The following is a 19,276-nucleotide window of genomic DNA, read 5'->3' as shown; positions in this document are numbered from 1 at the left end:
GAAGAGCGCCTTCATCAATCAAGGTCGTCATCCTCGGGCCTGACCCGAGGACCCATGCCGGCACCGGTGACGCGTCGCTATTCTCCGACGGAGTGGGCACCGAACCGCCGAGGAATGGGTCCTCGGGTCAAGCCCGAGGATGACGCGCGTCGGGGGGTGGGGCGCCAATGTTGGACGTCCTGCGGGTGGACGTGTCGAGCAACCGCCAACCTCAGCGAAAGTGCACCTTCCATCAAACAAGGTCGTCATCCTCGGGCCGGACCCGAGGACCCATGCCGTTCCCGGTGATGCCGTCCGATCCTCCGACGGAAGATCCCCTATCCACAAAACACACCGCAGCAGAGCATCGCCGCGCCCTCAGCGCATGACCGCGCCGGTCGACGGCGGCGGACCGTGGCGGTTGGCGGCGTCGCTGGGCTGGACGGCGAAGTAGAGGAACACCAGCCAGCCGATCAGCGGCACCAGATTGACGAGGAACCACCAGCCGCTGCGGCCGGTATCGTGCAGGCGGCGCACCGAGACGGCCAGCGACGGGATGAAGATCGCCAAGGAGAAGATCGAACCGAGCGGCTGGTAACCCTCGCCCGAAAAGGGCGCGAGGCCCATGGCCGGGCCGACGAGAATTGCATCGAGGATGCCCAGGACGAAATTGCCGAGCAGCGTGAACAGCGCGAACCACCAGAATTCCGAGCGCGGCGCGCGGCCCCGGAACGTCGCGTAATTTGCAAAGACCGAACGGATGGCTTCGGTGAACGACATGGCGTGCCCCTTGCACCTGCCGGCCGCTTGCCGGCACCGCCAGCCTGCCCGATCAAGACGCGGGACGCCACCTTGGGCGCTGTGCTGGTCTTCGAGGGAGGGGGCACTGAAGCGCGGAGGCATGGGTCCTCGGGTCAAGCCCGAGGATGACGCGCGGAGGGGGAGAGGTGCCGATGTTAGGCGTCGCGTGGTGGTGGCGTCGAGCAGCTGCCAACCTCGCCGGAAGAGCCGCTCCATCAAACAAGGTCGTCATCCTCGGGCTTGACCCGAGGACCCATGCCGTTCCCGGTGACGCATCGCTATCCTCCGACGGAGTTGACTCCGAACCGCTGAGGAATGGGTCCTCGGGTCAAGCCCGAGGATGACGCGCGTCGGGGGTGGGGTGCGCACGTGTGTGACGTCGTGCGGGTGGTGGCGTCGAGCAACCGCCAACCTCGCCGGAAGAGCCGCTCCATCAAACAAGGTCGTCATCCTCGGGCCTGACCCGAGGACCCATGCCGTTCCCGGTGACGCATCGCTTATCTTCCGACGGAATGGTCGCCGAGGCGCCGAGGAATGGGTCCTCGGGTCAAGCCCGAGGATGACGCGTGTCGGGGGTGGGGCGCGCACGTGTGAGACGTCGTGCGGGTGGTGGCGTCGAGCAACCGCCAACCTCGCCGGAAGAGCCGCTCCATCAAACAAGCCCGAGGATGACGCGCGTTGAGGTTGGGGGCCGTGTATGAGACGTCGTGCGGATGGCGGGCGTGGCATCTGCCGGCTTGCCGCCGAGCTGACCCCGCAACCGGCGGTTCGCGTCATTCCAGCAGCTGCGTCAGCGGTGTGTGGCGGCGCCTTCATCATCAGCCGCCGGGCACACCGAAATCCGCACGGGGGCGGCGGCGGTTTGGCCGAGGGTGAGGCAGGCGTCGGTCTCCGGGCTGTCCGCAACATCGCCGAGCGGGCACAGCGTCCAGCCGGAGCCGGTGGCGCCGGAGGCGGCGAGGACGAGTTCGGGGACCGGCGCCAGATGCGGCGTGTAGACATAGGCGCCGTCGCGCAGGACGGCGTCCGGCGGTGGCTCCATGCCGGCGCCGGAGCCCTCGACGCGGCCTTCGACGACCGTCAGCCCCTGCGGCCCCGCCACCCAGCGCTCCTCCCAGCGGGTCTTCTCGACCGAATGGGTCCAGGAGAGCGAGAAGGCGGTGGCGGCCAGGGTCAGCGCCTTGGCGCCAGCGGCGATGCAGATCATTCGGCCGGCGACACCGTCTCGTCGCGGGGGGCGGTGCCGGCTTTCGCGGGCCCGCTGCCGCCGCCGGTACGGTTGACCGCCTCGGGCCGGCCGTGCCGGCGGATCTGCAGCGCATGCCAGCCGAGGATCAGCGCTGCCAGGGCAAAGCCGATCTCGTCGGTGATGGGCATTGCGGCGATCAGCGTGAAGGCCGCGACGGTCGCCACCGCCCGCTCCCACCATTTCAGCGGCGCGACCAGGTAGCCGATCGCGGCGGCGCCCCACAGGCCGATGGCCAGGCACGCCTTGAAGACGATGTAGGCGACAGCCGGCCAGTAGCCGATGGATTCGGCCAGCGGACCGCCATCCTGCAGCATCAAAGCGGGCGTGTAGACCGCCATGAAGGGGATGACGAAGCCGGCCAGTGCCACCTTGACCGCCTCGAAGGAGATCTTCAGCCCCGGCGCCTTGGCGATGGGCGCGGCCGCAAAGCAGGCCAGCGCCACCGGCGGCGTCAGGTCAGCGAGAATGCCGAAATAGAAGACGAACATGTGGCTGACGATCAGCGGCACGCCGAGGGCGAGCAGCGCCGGGCCGGCGATCGACGAGGTGATGATGTAGTTGGGAATGGTCGGGATGCCCATGCCTAGGATCAGGCAGGTGATCATAGTCAGCACCAGCGACAGGAACAGCGAGGTGTCGCCGACCGCCACGATGAACTGGCCGAAGGTGTTGGCGACGCCGGTCAGCGTCATGGTGCCGACGATGATGCCGACGATGGCGCAGGCGATACCCACCGGCAGGGCCGTCTTGGCGCCCTCGGCCAGCGCGTCGCGGGTCAGGAGCAGCGTCTCGCGGCCGCCCCGGAACAGAGCGCACAGAGCGATCAGCACGGCCAGCGCGATGACCACCGGCAGGATGCCGTATTCGAAGAAGGCGGCGGCCGAGAGGCCGAGGCCGATCCAGAAGACGTAGCGCAGCCCCTGCACCGAGATCCGGCCGGCCAGCGGCGCACCGAGAATGAGCAGCGCGGTCAGCGCCAGGCCGATCGTGCCGGCATAGAGCGGGGTGTAGCCGGTGAACAGCAGATAGACGAGGACGCCGAGCGGCAGCAGCAGGTACCAGCCCTTCTTCAGCGCGTTCAGCGCCGAGGGCAGCTCGCCCTTCTCCAGGCCTATCAGGCCGCGCTTGCCGGCCTCCAGATGCACCATCCAGAACACCGAGCCGAAATACAGCACCGCCGGAATGACCGCGGCCTGGACGACGGCGGCATAGGGCACGTTCAGCGTCTCGGCCATGATGAAGGCGACGGCGCCCATCACCGGCGGCATGATCTGGCCGCCCATGGAGGCGGTGGATTCGACGCCGCCGGCAAAGGCAGCGCGATAGCCGAAGCGCTTCATCAGGGGAATGGTGAACTGGCCGGTGGTCACCACATTGGCGACGCCCGAGCCGGAGATCGTGCCCATCAGGCCGGAGGAGATGACCGCGACCTTGGCGGCGCCGCCCTTGGCCCCGCCGACGAGGCCGAGCGAGATGTCGGTAAACAGCTTGATCATCCCGGCCCGCTCCAGGAACGAGCCGAACAGGATGAACAGGAAGATGTAGGAGGACGAGACGTAGGTCGGGATGCCGTAGATGCCCTCGGTGCCGAAGGCCATGTGATCGACGATCTGGCTGAACGGGTAGTAGCGGATGACGAAGGGCGACGGCAGGAAGCGGCCGAACAGGCAATAGGCCAGGAACAAGCCGGCGATGATCGGCAGGGCCGGCCCCATGATCCGCCAGGTGGCGACGAAGAGCACGGCCAGCGCGGCGACGCCGACGATCGTGTCGGCCAGCGACGGCATGCCGGCGCGGAAGATCAGCGCCTCGTATTCCCACCATTGATAGACAGCGACGCCCATGCCGGCGAGGCCGAGCAGCCAGAACAGCGCCCTCAGCCCGGCATTCTCGCCCTTGATGGCGGCGACCAGCGGCAGGCCGAGCAGGCACAGGAAGCCGACATGGACGGCCCGCACGATCTGGCTCGGCAGGTCCCACAAATGCGCCGCCGTGGCGAGCTGGAAGATCGAGAAGGTGAAGGCGATCCAGAACAGGATCCGCCCTTCCGTGCCGAGCGGGAAGCCCGAGGACAAGGGATCGTGGTGGCTCACGGGCTCGCCGTCCGGCGCCAGCTCGTGATGCTTCTCCAGTTCTCCCGGCGTACCCTGACTCATCTACGGCTCCTCCCAGAGGCCTTTCACGGCCGGACCTTACATCATCGCCCCCGAAAGGCGACCGCCCTTTCCGGCACGATGGCCTCCCCCGTCAAGGCCTGCCGTAGATCCGGGCGATCTCGTCCACCACCGGCGCCGAGCCGAAGCGCACCGGATCGGTGGCCGGCAGGCCATGTTCCTCGGCCAGTTCGGCCAGCAACGCCCGCGCCGCATCCTCCTCGAGCTTGGCGGTGTTGACGCAGAGGCCGACGCAGCGAATGTCCGGATTGGTCAGCCGGCCCATGGCGATGGTCGCCTCGATGACCGCCGCGATGGTCGGCAGCGGCGTCGCCACGCCGCGCATCGTCGTGCGGGTCGGCTCGTGGCAGACGACGAAGGCATCGGGCTGCGAACCGTGCAGCAGACCGAGCGTCACGCCGGCAAAGGACGGGTGGAACAGCGAGCCCTGCCCTTCGACCACGTCCCAGTGGTCGTCCGCGGCATCGGGCGTCAGCCATTCGGCCGCGCCGGCGATGAAATCGGCGACGACGGCATCCAGCGGCACGCCGCGCCCGGCGATCAGGACACCGGTCTGGCCGGTGGCGCGGAACTCGGCGTCGAAGCCGGCCGCCTGCATGTCGCGCTCCAGGCAGAGAGCGGCGTATTTCTTGCCGACCGAACAATCGGTGCCGACCGCCAGCAGGCGCTTGCCGCTGCGCTTGTGGCCCTTGCCGGTGGCGTAGCTGCGATCGGGCTGGCGCAAATCGGTGAGCTTGCGGCCGTTCGCCTCGGCCGCCGCCGCGATACGCGCGATCGAGCCAAGGCGCACATGCAGGCCGCTGGCAACGTCCAGACCGGCTTCAAGCGCCGTCACGATGGTGTCGATCCAGTGCTCGGGCAGAACCCCGCCGGCATTGACGACGCCGACGACCATGGTCTTCGCCCCGGCCGCGACCGCCTCCGGCACCGTCATCTCGTCGAGGCCGAGATCGGCGCCGCAGCCCGGCAGCCGCAACTGGGCCAGGCACCAGTCCCGGCGCCAGTCGACGACCCCTTGCGCGGTCTTGGCGGCCAGCGCGTCCGGCACGTCGCCGAGGAACATGAGATAGGGAGGGGTGACGTTCATGGCGCGACTTTCGGGAAGGGGATCTTCTGGCCGCAGACTGACCGAGTTGGCACGGCTTGTGAAGCGGTGCGACGGCAGCGAATGCGGCAGTGCACATCTGGCTGGGGCGACGATCGCGAACCGGTTGTCCCGCGTCGCTCCGGCGCCGGCGCTCGTCCTGAGGACCCATGGCTGCCGGCAGGGTTCGCACCTGCCAGCCGCGCCGAATACGGGCGCGGAACGAGGCTGCGCTATCACCCGATGCTCGGATGCGACAGACGAAGTGTCACTTTCGTTTTGCAAGTTGTTTTTCCGTCAAGTAACTTGCAAGGGGACGGAAGAGGAGCAGCGGATGGGGCAGGATGACCGTGACACAACGCGAGGGCATTTTCGCTCGCGCTGCTCGATCGCCCGCACGCTGGACATCTTCGGGGACAAGTGGACGCTGCTGATCGTCCGCGACCTGCTCTGGCACGGCAAGCACACCTTCGGTGCCCTGCACGAAAGCGCCGAGCGCATTCCGACCAACATCCTCAGCGACCGTCTGCGTCGGCTGGAGACCTGGGGCCTGGTCGAGCGACGCCCCTATGCGGACCGTCCGCCGCGGCACGAATATCACCTGACGGCGCGCGGCCGCTCGCTGGAAGATGCGCTTCTCGGCGTCATGGCCTGGGGGCATGCCCATCTGGACGGCGGCTTTTTCGATCCGCGCACCGGCTGGAGCACGCCGCCGCGCAGCCGGGTTTCCAACGACGGCAACGCCTGACGGCGGTACGCCGAGGCCCCCGCTCCGCTCCGATCGCCGAAGACCTTTGGCCTCGCCGGCGAAATCCGGTAGAGCCAAGCAGACATTTTCCCTGAGCGAAGGCGATCCATGACCATCCGCGTCCACAAAGGCGATCTTCCCGACATTTCCCGCTACACCGGCCCGGTGGCGATCGACACCGAGACCCTCGGCCTCGACACCCGCCGCGACCGCCTCTGCGTCGTTCAGCTGTCGCCGGGCGACGGCACTGCCGACGTCGTCCAGATCGCCAAGGGCCAGCGTGAGGCGCCGAACATCACGGCGCTTCTCAAGGACCCGGCCAAGACCAAGATCTTCCACTATGCCCGCTTCGACGTGGCGGCGCTCTACCATGCCTTCGGCGTGATGACCGACGGCATCTTCTGCACCAAGATCGCCTCGCGCCTGACCCGCACCTACACCGACCGGCACGGTCTGAAGGATCTCGCCCGCGAGATGGTCGGCGTCGACATCTCCAAGCAGCAGCAATCGTCGGACTGGGCCGCCGAGACCCTGTCGCAGGCGCAGGTCGAATACGCCGCCTCGGACGTCCTCTATCTGCACGACATCATGGGCGGTCTCTACAAGCGGCTGGAGCGCGAGGACCGCATGGATCTGGCCAAGGCCTGCTTCACCTTCCTGCCGACCCGGGCCAAGCTCGACCTCGCCGGCTGGGACGACGAGGACATCTTCTCCCACTCGGCCTGAGGGTCTCAAGTTGGTGTTGGAGGGCTGCCGCATGGGCGGCCCTCAGCCCTTGTCAGGCAGGCGATTGAGGGCGTTGCTTGCACGAAACTGAAGCCGCGTGAAAGAATGTCTCTGGCGCGGCATCGCGTGTCGCAAAACAGACTGGATCGGCCCCTTCGTCCAACGCATATGCGCGGCATCAGCAACGCGCTCGACGAAAGGCGCACACCATGACCCGCAGCCCTCTCATGCAGTCCCTCGCCGTCTCCGGCATGCTTACCGTCGCGCTGCTTGCGACTGTCGCGTTGCTGAAGCTCGTCGGCTAATTTCCGCCCCCGGCGTCGCGCTGAGAACAGCCGGCCGGATGGGCGACAGGCGACCGACATGTCAGTCGGCGCAGACATGAAAGAAGCGCGGCGAACCCGGTTCGCCGCGCTTCTTTCGTTTGAGGGGCCGGCTTCGATAGCAGCTTAGCCGAACAGGGTCCGCCGGCTTCCCGGGATGTCGCGAACGCGCCTCAGGCCGCGACGACCGTCTGGCCCTGATGCGTCTCGTCCGCCGGACGTCGGCGGCGCTGGGCCCAGACGATCAGGCCGAGCACCGCAAGCGCGGGAATGAACATCCAGTATTTCGACGGCTGATCGGTGGGCGTGCGCACCAGGGTGATCTCCTGGTCCCAGTCGAGCCCGGCCTTCTCGGCGGCCGAACCGAAGGCGACATTGTCGATGATCGTCTTGCCGTCGCGGTCGATCAGTTCCAGGCCGGCATTCTGCAGCCGTTCCTCGCCGGTCGCGCCGGCCGGAAGCGGCAGTTCGACAGAACGCTGGGACGGCTCGCCGAAGGCATCGAGATAGTCGATGCGCAGGCGCAGCGGCTCGTCCTGCGGCGTCTCGGCCGCCGCCTCGACGACCTCGCTGCCCGGCCGCTCGGAATAGGGCGCGACCAGCATGTCCATCCAGAAGCCCGGCCGGAACAGGGTGAAGGCGATCAGCAGCAGCGCGACGGATTCATAAGCGCGGTTGCGGGTCAGGAACCAGCCCTGCGTCGCCGCCGCGAACAAGAGCATGGCGATCGTCGCGACGATGGCGATGAAGATGCCGTGCGGGATGTCGACATTGATCAGCAGGAGGTCGGTGTTGAAGATGAACAGGAAGGGCAGCGCGGCGGTGCGCAGCGAGTAGAAGAAGGCGATGGCGCCGGTCTTGATCGGATCGCCGCCCGAGACGGCCGCCGCCGCGAAGGAGGCGAGGCCCACCGGGGGCGTCACGTCGGCCATGATGCCGAAATAGAAGACGAAGAGATGCACCGCAATGAGCGGCACGATCAGGCCGTTGGCCTCGCCCAGCGTGACGATGACCGGGGCGAGCAGCGCCGAGACGACGATGTAGTTGGCGGTCGTCGGCAGGCCCATGCCGAGGATCAGCGACAGGACGGCGGTCAGAAGCAGGATCGCCATCAGATTGCCGCCGGACAGGACCTCCACCACTTCCGCCAGCGCCGAGCCGACGCCGGTCTGGGACACGGCGCCGACGATGACGCCGGCCGTGGCGGTGGCGATGCCGATGCCGATCATGTTGCGGGCGCCGGTGATCAGGCCGTCGATCAGGTCGAGGAAGCCGCGGGTGGTCTGGAACCCGTAATCGCCGGTGCCGCGGAAGAAGGCGGTGATCGGGTGCTGGGTGATCAGGATGAAGATCATGAAGGCCGCCGCCCAGAAGGCTGACAGGCCCGGCGACAGGCGATCCACCATTAGCGCCCAGACGAGGACGACGACCGGCAGGATGAAGTGCAGGCCGGATTTCACCGTCGGGCCGGGACGCGGCAGTTCGGTGATAGGCTTGTCCGGATCGTCCATCTTCGGCGCCGGATATTTCGCGCCGTACCACAGAAGGCCGACATAGACCGCCACGAGCAGCGCGAAGACCACCCAGCCGGCATTGTCGCCGAAGGCCGGGCGAATCCAGCCCATGCCGTAATAGACGCCGAAGGACAGGGCGCACAGGACGAGAATGCCGAAGACGACGCCGACCAGCCATTGCAGCCACGGCTTGGGCTCGTAGGAGCGCGGCAGGCCCTGCATGCCGGCCTTCATCGCCTCCAGATGCACGATGTAGACCAGCGCGATGTAGGAGATGATCGCCGGCAGGAAGGCGTGCTTGACCACGTCGAAATACGGGATGCCGACATATTCGACCATCAGGAAGGCCGCCGCGCCCATCACCGGCGGCATGATCTGGCCGTTGACGGAAGATGCCGTCTCGACGGCGCCGGCCTTTTCGGCCGAGAAGCCGACCCGCTTCATCAGCGGAATGGTGAAGGTGCCGGTGGTCACCACATTGGCGATGGACGAGCCGGAGATCAGGCCGGTCATGGCCGAGGAGACGACGGCGGCCTTGGCCGGTCCGCCGCGCATGTGGCCCATCAGCGAGAAGGCAACGTTGATGAAGTAGCTGCCGGCCCCGGCCTTGTCGAGCAGCGAGCCGAACAGCACGAAGAGGAAGACGAAGGAGGTCGACACGCCGAGCGCGATGCCGAAGACGCCCTCGGTGGTGATCCACTGGTGGTTGACCACTTCCGACAGCGAGTTGCCCTTGTGGGCGATGATCGACGGCATGTAGGGGCCGAGGAAGGTGTAGACGAGAAAGACGGTCGCCACGACCATCAGAGCCGGTCCGAGGGCCCGTCGCGTGCCTTCCAGGAGCACCATCAGGCCGACCGTGCCGACCATGAAGTCGGTCATGTTGGGCGCGCCGACGCGGCCCGAGATCGAGGTATAGGCGAAGAACAGGTAGGAGGCGGTCACCGCGCCGGCGATCGCCAGCGCCCATTCATGGGGCAGGACGCGGCGCGACGGCGACGGCAGCAGCGCGAAGACGACCATCGTCACCGTGATGACGGGAATGTACCAGCCCGGCAGGACGCCGGTCGCGCCCTCCAGGAAGAGATAGCCGAGCAGCAACGGCACGCCGGCGCCCAGCACGAGCTGGGGGATCGAGCGCGAGGCCGGGAAGGCGAGAAACGCCAGGAACAGCGCGAAGGCGAGATGGATCGAGCGCGTCTCGGTGTCGTTGAAGACGCCGAAGCCCACCATGAAGGGGATCGGCGAGGCGATCCAGAGCTGGAACAGCGACCAGGCCAGCGCGACGCCGGAGATCAGATAGGCGACGGGCTTGGCGGGGCTGCGTCCGCCGGTGTCGGAGGAGGCGACGAGCTCGTCGAGCTTTTCCTGCCGGGAGGTGGCGGATTCGACGTCGACGGAATCGATGGTGCGGTTGCGCTCGTCGTCGAGGCTTTCGGAATGACGTGGGTCTCGGGCCATCGCAGCTGGTCACTCCGCCTGTCTGATACGCGACTACAGGAACATTCTGGCACGACCGGCGGCGGGTCGCACGACCGGCCTCTCGTCGTCGCCGACGCCCCGCATGGGCGGAGCGCAAGGGAGCCGGCCGACGGACATCTGCCGCCGGCCGGCCGGATGCCGGGCCTTACAGGAGGCCGGCTTCCTTGTAGTAGCGCTCGGCGCCCGGATGCAGCGGCGCGGAATTGCCGGCCGAGATCATCTCTTCCTTGGTCAGGTTCTCGAAGGCCGGATGCAGCTTCTTGAACCGGTCGAAGTTCTCGAACACGGCCTTGACCACCTGGTAGATGGTCTCCTCGTCGACCTGATCGGACGAGACCATCGTGGCGCGCACGCCGAAGGTCTCGGTGTCCTCGGCATTGCCCTCATAGAGCCCGCCCGGGATGGTCGCCTTGGAATAGTACGGGTTCTCGTCGACCAGCTTGTCGATTTCCTCGCCGGTCACCGGGACCAGCTTGGAGGCGCAGGAGGTGGTGGCCTCCTGGATCGAGCCGTTCGGATGGCCGACCGTGTAGATGATGGCATCGACCTTGTTGTCGCACAGGGCCTGCGACTGCTCTGCGGCCTTCAGCTCCGAGGCCAGCGAGAAATCGCCCATCGACCAGCCCTTGCGGTCCATGATGATTTCCATCGTGGCGCGCGAGCCGGAGCCCGGGTTGCCGATGTTGACGCGCTTGCCCTTCAGGTCGTCGAAGCTCTCGATGCCGGCATCGGCGCGGGCGACGACCGTGATCGGCTCGGGATGGATGGAGAAGACCGCACGCTCACCGGCGAAGGGATCGCCCTTCCAGGGGTCCTGGCCCTCGAGCGCGTTGTACTGCATGTCCGACTGGGCGACGCCCATGGTCTGGTCGCCGGCCTTGATGGCATTGATGTTGGCGACCGATGCGCCGGTCGACGGCGCCGTGCAGCGCAGGCCGTTCTTCTCGCTCTCGCGATTGACCAGGCGGCAGATGGACTGTCCGACGACGTAGTACACGCCGGTCTGACCGCCGGTGCCGATGGTGATGAACTTTTCCTGCGCGGTGGCCGCGCCGGTCGACATGGCAAGGGCGGCAAGCCCGGCTGCGACCCATCCGGTTTTCTTCATTGGGAGCTTCCTCTTGTTTGTTCGGCCAGACACTCAATCCTAGGGGAGAGTTCGGTCGGGCCAAGTGCCGGCAGTAAGACAACTTTCCCGCTCATGTGCAAGATGGCGGACCGGGCAGATCCCGAACGCCATACAGGCGGCGCAGAGGTTGCCAAGGGCCGGGGATGCCCTCTCTTCGGCCACGCAGATGATGGAAGAGGGCCCTATGACACGCTGGACATGCACTGGACGCGGCATTGGCCTGGCCACGCTGACGGCGGCCCTTTGCGGGATCGGCGCCGGCGGGCCGTCCGTCGCCGCGGCGGCGCCTGGAGGTGCCGTACCGCCCGTCGTCTTCGTGCATGGCGACAGCGATTCCGCCGCCTTCTGGATGCCGGTCCTGTGGCGCTTCGAAAGCAACGGCGTGCCGGCCGAGCGCCTGTTCGCCGTCGATATCGACCACCCGGCGGCGCGGCTCGACGACAAGGTGGCGCAGGAGAACCGCTCCTCGACCGAGGACGCCGCCCGCGCCGTTGCGGCAACGGTGGACCGGGCGCTCACCGAGACCGGCGCCGACAAGGTTGCCATCGTCGGTCACTCCCGCGGCTGCCAGACCGCCCGCAACTACGTCAAGAATTTCGGTGGCGCGGCCAGGACGGCGACGATGGTACTGGCCGGCTGCGTCCATCACGGCGTTTATGTGAACCCGGAGGAGCGGACCGGATCGGAATATAACGGCGCCGGCGCGTTCCTGACCGCCCTCAATACGCCGCCCGCCATTCCCGACAGCATCCCGACGACGATCCTGCGATCCGACCGCTTCGATCTCTACGCCCAGCCCAACGGCCGGTTTCTCGGCCTGCCCGAGCAGGAGACCGGGGTCTCCTACGACGCACCGGAACTGGACGGCGCGCCGACGGTGGTGCTGGACGGCGCCGACCATCGCGAGACGGCCTCCTCGCCCGAGGCCTTCATCGCCATGTACACGGCAATCACCGGCAAACCGCCGACCCGGCTGGAGATCACACCGGAAGAGCAGCCGCAGATCGGCGGGGAAATCTCCGGCTTTGCCAATGGCGCCCCCACCAACCGCCCCCTTGCCGGCGCCACGCTCGACATCTTCGCGGTGGACGCACGGACCGGCGAACGCCTTGGCGACGCGGTGTTCAGCCAGACGGTCGGCGAGGACGGACGCTACGGGCCGTTCCGCGCCGCGCCGGACGCGGCCTACGAATTCGTGATCGCCGCAGAAGGCTATCCGCTGACGTGGATCTACCGCGCTCCCTTCCCCCGCTCCACGACGCTCGCCCATCTGCGGCTGTATCCGGCGCCGGACCTCTCGGCGCCCGGCGAGATTGTCGGCATGATGCGGCCGCGCGGCTATTTCGGCATCGACGACAACGCCACGCTGGATGCCCTGCCGATCGCCGGCCGCCCGGAAAACGAGCCGGTTCCGTCGGTCTGGCGGGCTGCCGTCGCGATCCCCGGCGAAACGCCGCAGACGGTGACCGGCGGTTTCGACGGCGAGGTCATCGCGGCCCGAACCTCGCCCGACGACCCCAACGATGTCGTCTGGATCGAGCTGACCGACTGACGCTGCGCGCCCCAGAGAGGTATCCGGCGGCATTTGTGCCGCAGCCATTGTTCGGCGGCGAAACCCCCTTACTCTTGCGATGACAGGGGGTAGACGTCTAGTTCCCTCCCATGACCTTCGAAGAATGCGCCAGCGGCCCGTATCAGCATTGACCATCCTCACCCCCACCTACACCGAAGCCGAACGGATCGAGGCGCTTGAGGCGTACGAGATCCTCGACACCCCCCGCGAGGAGGAGTTCGACGATCTCGCCCGGATCGCGTCGGAGGTCTGCGGCACGCCCATCGCGGTGGTCAATTTCGTCTCCGATACCCGCCAGTTCTTCAAGGCCGAGGTCGGGCTGGGCGTGCGCGAGACGCCGGTGGACATCTCCTTCTGCAAGCATGCGCTGCTCGCCGAAGACATGATGATCGTTCCCGACGCGACGCAGGATTCCCGCTTCGACAACAATCCGCTGGTCTATGGCGACCCGCCTCTGCGCTTTTACGCGGGCGTTCTCGTGCGCTCGTCCGAAGGCCTGCCGCTGGGCACCATGTGCGTCCTCGACCACACGCCGCGCGAGCTCGACGCCCACCAGATCCGCACGCTGCGCCTTCTCGCCCGGCAGGTCTCCGTCCAGCTCGAGCTGCATCGCTCCCTGCGGCGCACCAAGGCCGCCCTCGGCAACGTGCGCCGGCTGGAATCGCAGTACCGGCAGATCGTCGACAGCGCCGTGGACTTCGCGATCATCACCACCGATCTCGACGGCAAGATCACCTCCTGGAGCCCGGGCGCCCAGCAGATCTTCGGTTGGAGCGAGACCGAGACGCTGAGCCGGCCCGCCGCCCTGGTGTTCACGGCCGTGGATCGCGAGGCCGACCTCGCCGTCCGCGAAATGGCGACCGCGCGCGAGACCGGCCGCGGCATCGGCGAAGGCTGGTACCAGCGCAAGGACGGCAGCCGGTTCTGGGCGTCGGGCGAGATCATGCCGCTGATGGGCGAGGACGAGGTCCAGATCGGCTATCTGAAGATCCTGCGCGATCGCACGGTCGAGTATCAGGCCGAGGAACAGCGCAAGGAACTGACCCACGAATTGTCGCACCGGATGAAGAACGTCCTGGCGACCGTGCAGTCGATCGTCACCCAGAGCCTGCGCACCGCCGAATCCCTCGATGCGGGGCGCGACGCGATCTCCAGCCGGGTGCAGGCGCTCGCCCGGGCGCAGGACATCCTCACCCAGACGAGCTGGTCCGGCGCCGGAATCCGGCAGGTCGTGGACGAGGCCTTAGCCGCCCACCGCGCCGGCCAGGGCCGGATCGTCATTTCGGGCCCGGACGTCGTCCTCAGCCCGCAGCAGGTGCTCGGCCTGTCGCTGGCCCTGCACGAGCTGGCGACCAATGCCGCCAAATACGGCTCGCTGTCGATGCCGACCGGCAAGGTGGAGATCAGCTGGGATGTCGGGCCCGACAAGGATTTCCGCTTCGACTGGATCGAGCGCGATGGCCCCCATGTGAACGAGCCGAGCCGGCGGGGCTTCGGTTCGCGGCTGATCGAGCGGATCGTCGGGTCGTATTTCGACGGTGGCGGCCAGCTCGACTTTCCGCCGTCCGGCGTCGTCTTCCGGCTGACGGGATCGCTCGGTTGAGCCGGCAGCCGCGCCGCTGATGGCCGGCCCGAACTCGCCCCTGCGCTGGTTCGCGAGCCTTCTGTGGCACAGTTTCTGGGGCTTGCCGGTCCTGATGATCGCAGCGGCGATCGCTATTGCCTTCGCCCTTCTGCTGCTCGATGCCGGCGGTGCATCGGCCTGGATCGGCAGCTTCGGCTACCCCTTCGCGCTGTCGGGCGGCACGGCCCGCGAGCTGGCGAACACCTTCGCCGCGGTCCACGCCACCTTCGTCTCCCTGTATTTCTCGATCACGCTCTTGGTGCTGACGCTTGCCGCCGGCAATCTCGGGGTACGGCTGATCGACCGCTGGATCGGCCATGGCCGGGTCCGCTTCACCATCGGCCTCCTGCTCGGCTCCCTCGCCTGGGCGCTGATGGCCCTGGCCGCCGTCAATGCCGGCGACGGCGAGGACGGCTATGCGCGCCTGACCCTGTTCACGCTGCTCGTTGTCACGCTCTTCGTCATTTCGTGGCTGGCCTTCGCCCTGCACGATCTCGGCCGCATCATCCATGTCGACACCGACATCACGGCGCTCCGCATGGACGCGGTGGCCGACGCGACGCCGCTCCGCAGACTGGCGGCCACGGCCCCGACGATCGACTGGACCGCCGGCCGGGTGCTCGCCGCACCCCGCGACGGCTATGTCGAGACCATCGACCGCCTGGCGCTGGCCGACCGGATGGGCGAGGCGGGCGGGCATCTGAAGCTCGTCGTGAGCGTCGGCGACTATGTAATGCGGGGCGAGCCGCTGGCCCTTCTCGCAAGCGACCCGCTGGACGACGGGCAGGCGACGGCCCTGACGCGCGCCTTCGGCATCGGGCGCTTCCGCAGCGGCGCGCAGGGCGCGCCGTTCCACGTGAATCTTCTGGTCGAGATCGCCGGCCGGGCCCTGTCCCCGGCGGTGAACGACTTCTACACGGCCTTTGCCTGTATCGACGGGCTCGGCCCGACCCTGATCGCGCAGGGCAATCTCCCCCAGCATCCGCAATGGGTGGCCGACGCCGCCGGCAATGCCCGCCTCCTGGCGGTCGAGGAGCCCTTCATCCGGCTGTTCCGAACGCCGCTGGACGGGTTGCGAAACGCCGCGGCGCCCAATCCGCAGGTGGCGATCCGGCTGATCGTCATGCTGCGCCGGGCGACCGGCATGATCGGCGATGCCGGGATCCGGCGATTCCTGGAGGATCAGGCCCGTGCGCTGGCCGACCAGGCCGTGGCGAAGGCGGAGACCGATCGCGACCGCGCCGCCATCGCCGCGGCATGGGACGGGGCGGCCATCCTGCACGATGCGTAACGGCACGCGGGTCCGCTGCAACCGGCGGTGAGGCTCGCCGTTTCATCACCATGAGGCACATGGCCCGATTGTCTCGCAACGCGGCAACGACGATAGTCGCAAGGAAGCGCCCGGCGGCGCGGGAGGAACGCAGGTGACACCCATCAGGCGACGGCGCGCCATAAGCGACGCGGCAGCGAGCGGTTCGGGCAGTTCGCGGACGGTGGCCGCCACGCTGTTCGGCGGCGTCCTGGGGCTGGCCCTTGGTCTCGCCGCGCCGTCCGCGCTGGCCGCCGACTGCAAGGGCTCGGCCGAGCCCGGCATCGACTGGAGCCATTGCGACCGCAGCAATCTCATGCTGTCGGGCGTCGACCTCGCAGGCGCCGACCTGACCGACACCGATTTCACCCTCACGGATCTGCGCAACGTGAATCTCGCCGAAGCCAATCTGGAGAAGGCGACGCTGGTGCGCGCATCGCTGGCCGGGGCACAGGCCGACGGGGCCAGCTTCCGCAAGGTCGAGGGCTACCGCGCCAACCTGTCCTATCTGGCGGCCAGGGACGCGGCCTTCGAGGGCGGCGAATTCCAGCGGGCGAGCTTCGACGCCGCCAAATTGCCCGGCAGCCGCTTCGACAAGGCCGAACTCGGCCGCGCCTCGTTCCGCGGCGCCGATCTCACCGGGGCCCGCTTCAGCTACGCCAATCTCGCCCGCGCCCAGTTCACCGGCGCGACCCTGACCGGGCAGCCCGATTTCACCGGCGCCTATCTGTATCTGACACGGCTGGAAGGGCTGGATCTTGCGACGGCGACGGGCCTGGAACAGGCGCAGCTCGACCTTGCCTGCGGCGACGATGCGACGCGCCTGCCCGACGGCCTGCAGCGCCCGGCCGACTGGCCGTGCCCGGCGGAGTGAGAGCTGAGAGTACGGGCGGCAGGACCCGACAAAGGGCCGCGAAACAATCGCGCGATCGGCACTCGTCGCGGCAGGAGCCAGGACAGGCCATCGGTCATCAGGGCCCAGGGACGGACCGCCCGGTGGCTCGCTGTCTGTTCAGAATGGTGAGGAAAGAATTTGGTGGAGCCAAGCGGGATCGAACCGCTGACCTCTACAATGCCATTGTAGCGCTCTCCCAGCTGAGCTATGGCCCCACGCCGCCGGTTGACCGGCGAATGACGGAGCCCGTCTGGTGGTCGGGCTCGCGTTGTGTGGGCGGGGTTTAATCAAGCCCGCCGCGAGGGTCAAGTGGTTTTCCCTCGTCGGGATGCGATGCCGGAAAATTTTCCGGAACCGCCTGTTTTCGCACGGTCCCGCCGGCCGGTCGGCCGACGGTTATGCGCTTCGAAGACCGGATCAGTCCTCGTCGTCGTCGCGGCCGCCGCCGATGATGTCGGAGACGTCGTCGTCGTCATCCTCGTCGTCCGGCAGGTAGGCGGCGTCGTCATCGTCGTCGTCGGTGGCGTCTTCGTCGTCGGTCTCGTCGACATCCGTTTTGGCCTTGGCCTTGGCGGTGCCCTCTTCTTCCTCAACGTCGTTGAGCGACACGGTGTTGTCGGTCTGCTCGATCTCCACCGTATCGTCCTCATCCTCCTCTTCCTCGTCGGCCGCCTGCTTGGCGGCGGCCGCCTTGGCCTTCGCCTTGGCGGCGGCGGCGGAGGAGCGCGAAACCTCGACGGTCTCGAAGAAGGACAGCGGATAGGTCTTGCCGGTGAAGGGCGAGACGATCGGATCGCGGTTCAGGTCGTAGAACTTCTTCCCGGTCTCGGGATCGGTCCGCTTGGTACCAAGTTCGGGTTTCGCCATTATCGCCTCGTGATGATCGGGATGGTCGCCTGACGCGTCCAACTGGTTGATCGGGGTCCGGGTTGCATGCGGCGGTCGATGTCCGCCGATCCGCGGCCCAGGCCGGAACAGGCAGACCGGGCCGCCGAGCGCTGCGACGAAGCCGCCGGCCCCGCCGCGGCAAGCCCGTGACGCGGCCGGTATCTGGCGCTTTCGCGACGCTGTGCCGGTCCGTTGAAAATCGGTTGGTCCCATACGGCCTAGACCGGCCCTTGTCAAAGCCCGATTCGGGCGACAGAAAGGGCCGCCGTCCCGGCCGCCGATTTCCACCCCGGCAGGCGGGACGACAGGGTGGCCGCCGCGCGGCCCCGATGCCGCCGGCCGGGCCGTTCGCCCGCCGCGCCACGACGCCAGGCCACCCGTGCGGGGCCGAAGAGAACCGGGAAGAACGTCACATGCATGGAAGCGCAGCCAACCCCCGGCCGATCGCCGCTCGCCATTCGGCCGCGCTGACCGGCACGGTCACGGTTCCCGGCGACAAGTCGATCTCGCATCGCGCCTTCCTGTTCGGCGGCATCGCAGCCGGAACGACCCGCGTCACCGGGCTCCTCGAAGGCGAGGACGTGATCGCCACCGGCAATGCCATGCGCGCCATGGGCGCACAGATCCGCAAGGAGGGCGAGACCTGGGTGGTCGAGGGCGTCGGCAATGGCTGCCTCCTGGAGCCAGAGGGCATCATCGATTTCGGCAATGCCGGCACCGGCGTGCGCCTGACCATGGGCCTCGTCGGCTCCTATGATTTCGGCGCCACCTTCGTCGGCGACGCGTCGCTGTCGAAGCGCCCGATGGGCCGGGTCCTCGATCCGCTGCGGCTGATGGGCACCCAGGTCGTGGCGCGTTCGGGCGACCGGCTGCCGCTGTCGCTGCACGGGCCGCGCGTCGCCGCGCCCATCGAATACCGGGTGCCGATGGCGTCGGCGCAGGTCAAGTCGGCGGTGCTGCTCGCCGGCCTCAACGCCCCCGGCATCACTACCGTCGTCGAGCCGGTGATGACCCGCGACCACACCGAGAAGATGCTGCAGGGCTTCGGCGCCGCGCTGGAAGTGGAGACCGACGCCGAGGGCGTGCGCCATATCCGGCTCGAGGGCCAGGGCGACCTCAAGGGCGTTGCCGACTTCACCGTGCCGGGCGATCCGTCCTCGGCGGGCTTCCCTGTCGTCGCCGCGCTGATCGTGCCGGGCTCCGACGTGACGGTGGAGAACGTCCTGATGAACCCGACCCGCAGCGGCCTCGTCGAGACGCTGATCGAGATGGGCGGGTCGATCGAGATCCTGAACCGGCGCGTGGCCGGCGGCGAGGACGTCGCCGATTTGCGCGTGCGCCATTCGGAGCTGACGGCGGTCGAGGTCCCGGCCGAGCGCGCACCGTCGATGATCGACGAATATCCGGTGCTGGCCATGGCCGCCGCCTTCGCCAGGGGCACCACGGTGATGCGCGGCCTCGACGAGCTGCGGGTCAAGGAGAGCGACCGCCTCGCCGCCGTCGCCGCCGGGCTCGCGGCCAACGGCATCGTCCACGAGGAGGGCGCCGACTGGCTGACCGTGACCGGCAATCCGGACGGCCGCGGCCCGGACGGCGCCTATGGCGGCGGCACGGTGGCCACCCATCTCGACCACCGCATCGCCATGAGCTTCCTGGTGCTGGGCATGGCCTGCGAGCGCGCCGTCACCGTCGATGACGGCCGGATGATCGCGACCAGCTTCCCGGCGTTCCAGGCGATGATGGCCGGCCTCGGCGCCGATCTGTCCGACGGAGCATGA

At 68.0% G+C, this 19,276-nt stretch carries 14 protein-coding genes and 1 tRNA gene; 7 read left to right on the top strand and 8 right to left on the bottom strand.

Annotated elements, in window-relative coordinates; genetic code table 11:
* Positions 1-357 precede the first annotated feature (357 nt).
* The 4 genes from N7I30_RS17355 to dgcN all read right to left on the bottom strand — a co-directional run bounded on the left by N7I30_RS17355 (position 358) and on the right by dgcN (position 5,290).
* The gene (locus N7I30_RS17355) at positions 358-759 is read right to left on the bottom strand and encodes a DUF805 domain-containing protein (RefSeq protein ID WP_498640471.1); all 402 of its coding nucleotides are present in this window, start codon (positions 757-759) and stop codon (positions 358-360) included.
* 811 nt (positions 760-1,570) lie between these two features.
* Positions 1,571-1,987, bottom strand: coding sequence for a DUF1850 domain-containing protein (locus N7I30_RS17350; RefSeq protein ID WP_498640469.1), 417 nt, complete (start codon positions 1,985-1,987; stop codon positions 1,571-1,573).
* Positions 1,984-4,185, bottom strand: coding sequence for a TRAP transporter permease (locus tag N7I30_RS17345; protein ID WP_498640467.1), 2,202 nt, complete (start codon positions 4,183-4,185; stop codon positions 1,984-1,986). Before N7I30_RS17345 ends, N7I30_RS17350 begins: the two co-directional genes overlap by 4 nt.
* Before the next feature lie 91 nt (positions 4,186-4,276).
* Positions 4,277-5,290, bottom strand: coding sequence for an N-acetyltransferase DgcN (dgcN, locus tag N7I30_RS17340; protein ID WP_498640465.1), 1,014 nt, complete (start codon positions 5,288-5,290; stop codon positions 4,277-4,279).
* 331 nt (positions 5,291-5,621) lie between these two features.
* Between dgcN and N7I30_RS17335 the strand changes: the two genes are divergently transcribed.
* Positions 5,622-6,035, top strand: coding sequence for a winged helix-turn-helix transcriptional regulator (locus N7I30_RS17335; protein WP_024350959.1), 414 nt, complete (start codon positions 5,622-5,624; stop codon positions 6,033-6,035).
* Between the two features lie 108 nt (positions 6,036-6,143).
* Complete coding sequence (locus tag N7I30_RS17330; RefSeq protein WP_498640463.1) at positions 6,144-6,761, top strand: ribonuclease D; 618 nt, start codon at positions 6,144-6,146, stop codon at positions 6,759-6,761.
* Between the two features lie 496 nt (positions 6,762-7,257).
* Here the strand turns inward: N7I30_RS17330 and N7I30_RS17325 are convergent, their stop codons facing one another.
* Both N7I30_RS17325 and N7I30_RS17320 read right to left on the bottom strand, forming a co-directional pair.
* A complete protein-coding gene (locus N7I30_RS17325) occupies positions 7,258-10,059 on the bottom strand; it encodes a TRAP transporter permease (RefSeq protein ID WP_498640462.1) in 2,802 nt (933 codons plus the stop codon).
* A 166-nt stretch (positions 10,060-10,225) separates the two neighbouring features.
* The gene (locus N7I30_RS17320; protein ID WP_498640460.1) at positions 10,226-11,188 is read right to left on the bottom strand and encodes a TAXI family TRAP transporter solute-binding subunit; all 963 of its coding nucleotides are present in this window, start codon (positions 11,186-11,188) and stop codon (positions 10,226-10,228) included.
* A 205-nt stretch (positions 11,189-11,393) separates the two neighbouring features.
* Between N7I30_RS17320 and N7I30_RS17315 the strand changes: the two genes are divergently transcribed.
* The 4 genes from N7I30_RS17315 to N7I30_RS17300 all read left to right on the top strand — a co-directional run bounded on the left by N7I30_RS17315 (position 11,394) and on the right by N7I30_RS17300 (position 16,589).
* The gene (locus tag N7I30_RS17315) at positions 11,394-12,761 is read left to right on the top strand and encodes an alpha/beta fold hydrolase (protein WP_498640458.1); all 1,368 of its coding nucleotides are present in this window, start codon (positions 11,394-11,396) and stop codon (positions 12,759-12,761) included.
* Positions 12,762-12,885: 124 nt separating this feature from the next.
* Positions 12,886-14,385: a sensor histidine kinase gene (locus N7I30_RS17310; RefSeq protein ID WP_498640456.1), complete on the top strand. Its 1,500-nt coding sequence runs from the start codon at positions 12,886-12,888 to the stop codon at positions 14,383-14,385.
* Positions 14,386-14,404: 19 nt separating this feature from the next.
* Positions 14,405-15,697 (top strand): DUF2254 family protein, encoded by a 1,293-nt coding sequence (locus N7I30_RS17305; protein ID WP_498640454.1) that lies wholly within the window; start codon positions 14,405-14,407, stop codon positions 15,695-15,697.
* 202 nt (positions 15,698-15,899) lie between these two features.
* Positions 15,900-16,589, top strand: coding sequence for a pentapeptide repeat-containing protein (locus tag N7I30_RS17300; protein ID WP_498640612.1), 690 nt, complete (start codon positions 15,900-15,902; stop codon positions 16,587-16,589).
* A 160-nt stretch (positions 16,590-16,749) separates the two neighbouring features.
* Here the strand turns inward: N7I30_RS17300 and N7I30_RS17295 are convergent.
* Positions 16,750-16,825, bottom strand: a tRNA-Ala gene (locus N7I30_RS17295).
* Positions 16,826-17,027: 202 nt separating this feature from the next.
* On the bottom strand, positions 17,028-17,477 hold the full coding sequence (locus tag N7I30_RS17290; protein WP_498640452.1) for a TIGR02300 family protein: 450 nt from the start codon (positions 17,475-17,477) through the stop codon (positions 17,028-17,030).
* Between the two features lie 434 nt (positions 17,478-17,911).
* Between N7I30_RS17290 and aroA the strand changes: the two genes are divergently transcribed.
* Positions 17,912-19,276 (top strand): 3-phosphoshikimate 1-carboxyvinyltransferase, encoded by a 1,365-nt coding sequence (aroA, locus tag N7I30_RS17285; RefSeq protein ID WP_188075426.1) that lies wholly within the window; start codon positions 17,912-17,914, stop codon positions 19,274-19,276.

Source organism: Aurantimonas litoralis, from assembly GCF_026153195.1.
GTDB lineage: Bacteria > Pseudomonadota > Alphaproteobacteria > Rhizobiales > Rhizobiaceae > Aurantimonas > Aurantimonas coralicida.
This window is presented reverse-complemented; position numbering and strand designations above follow the sequence as displayed.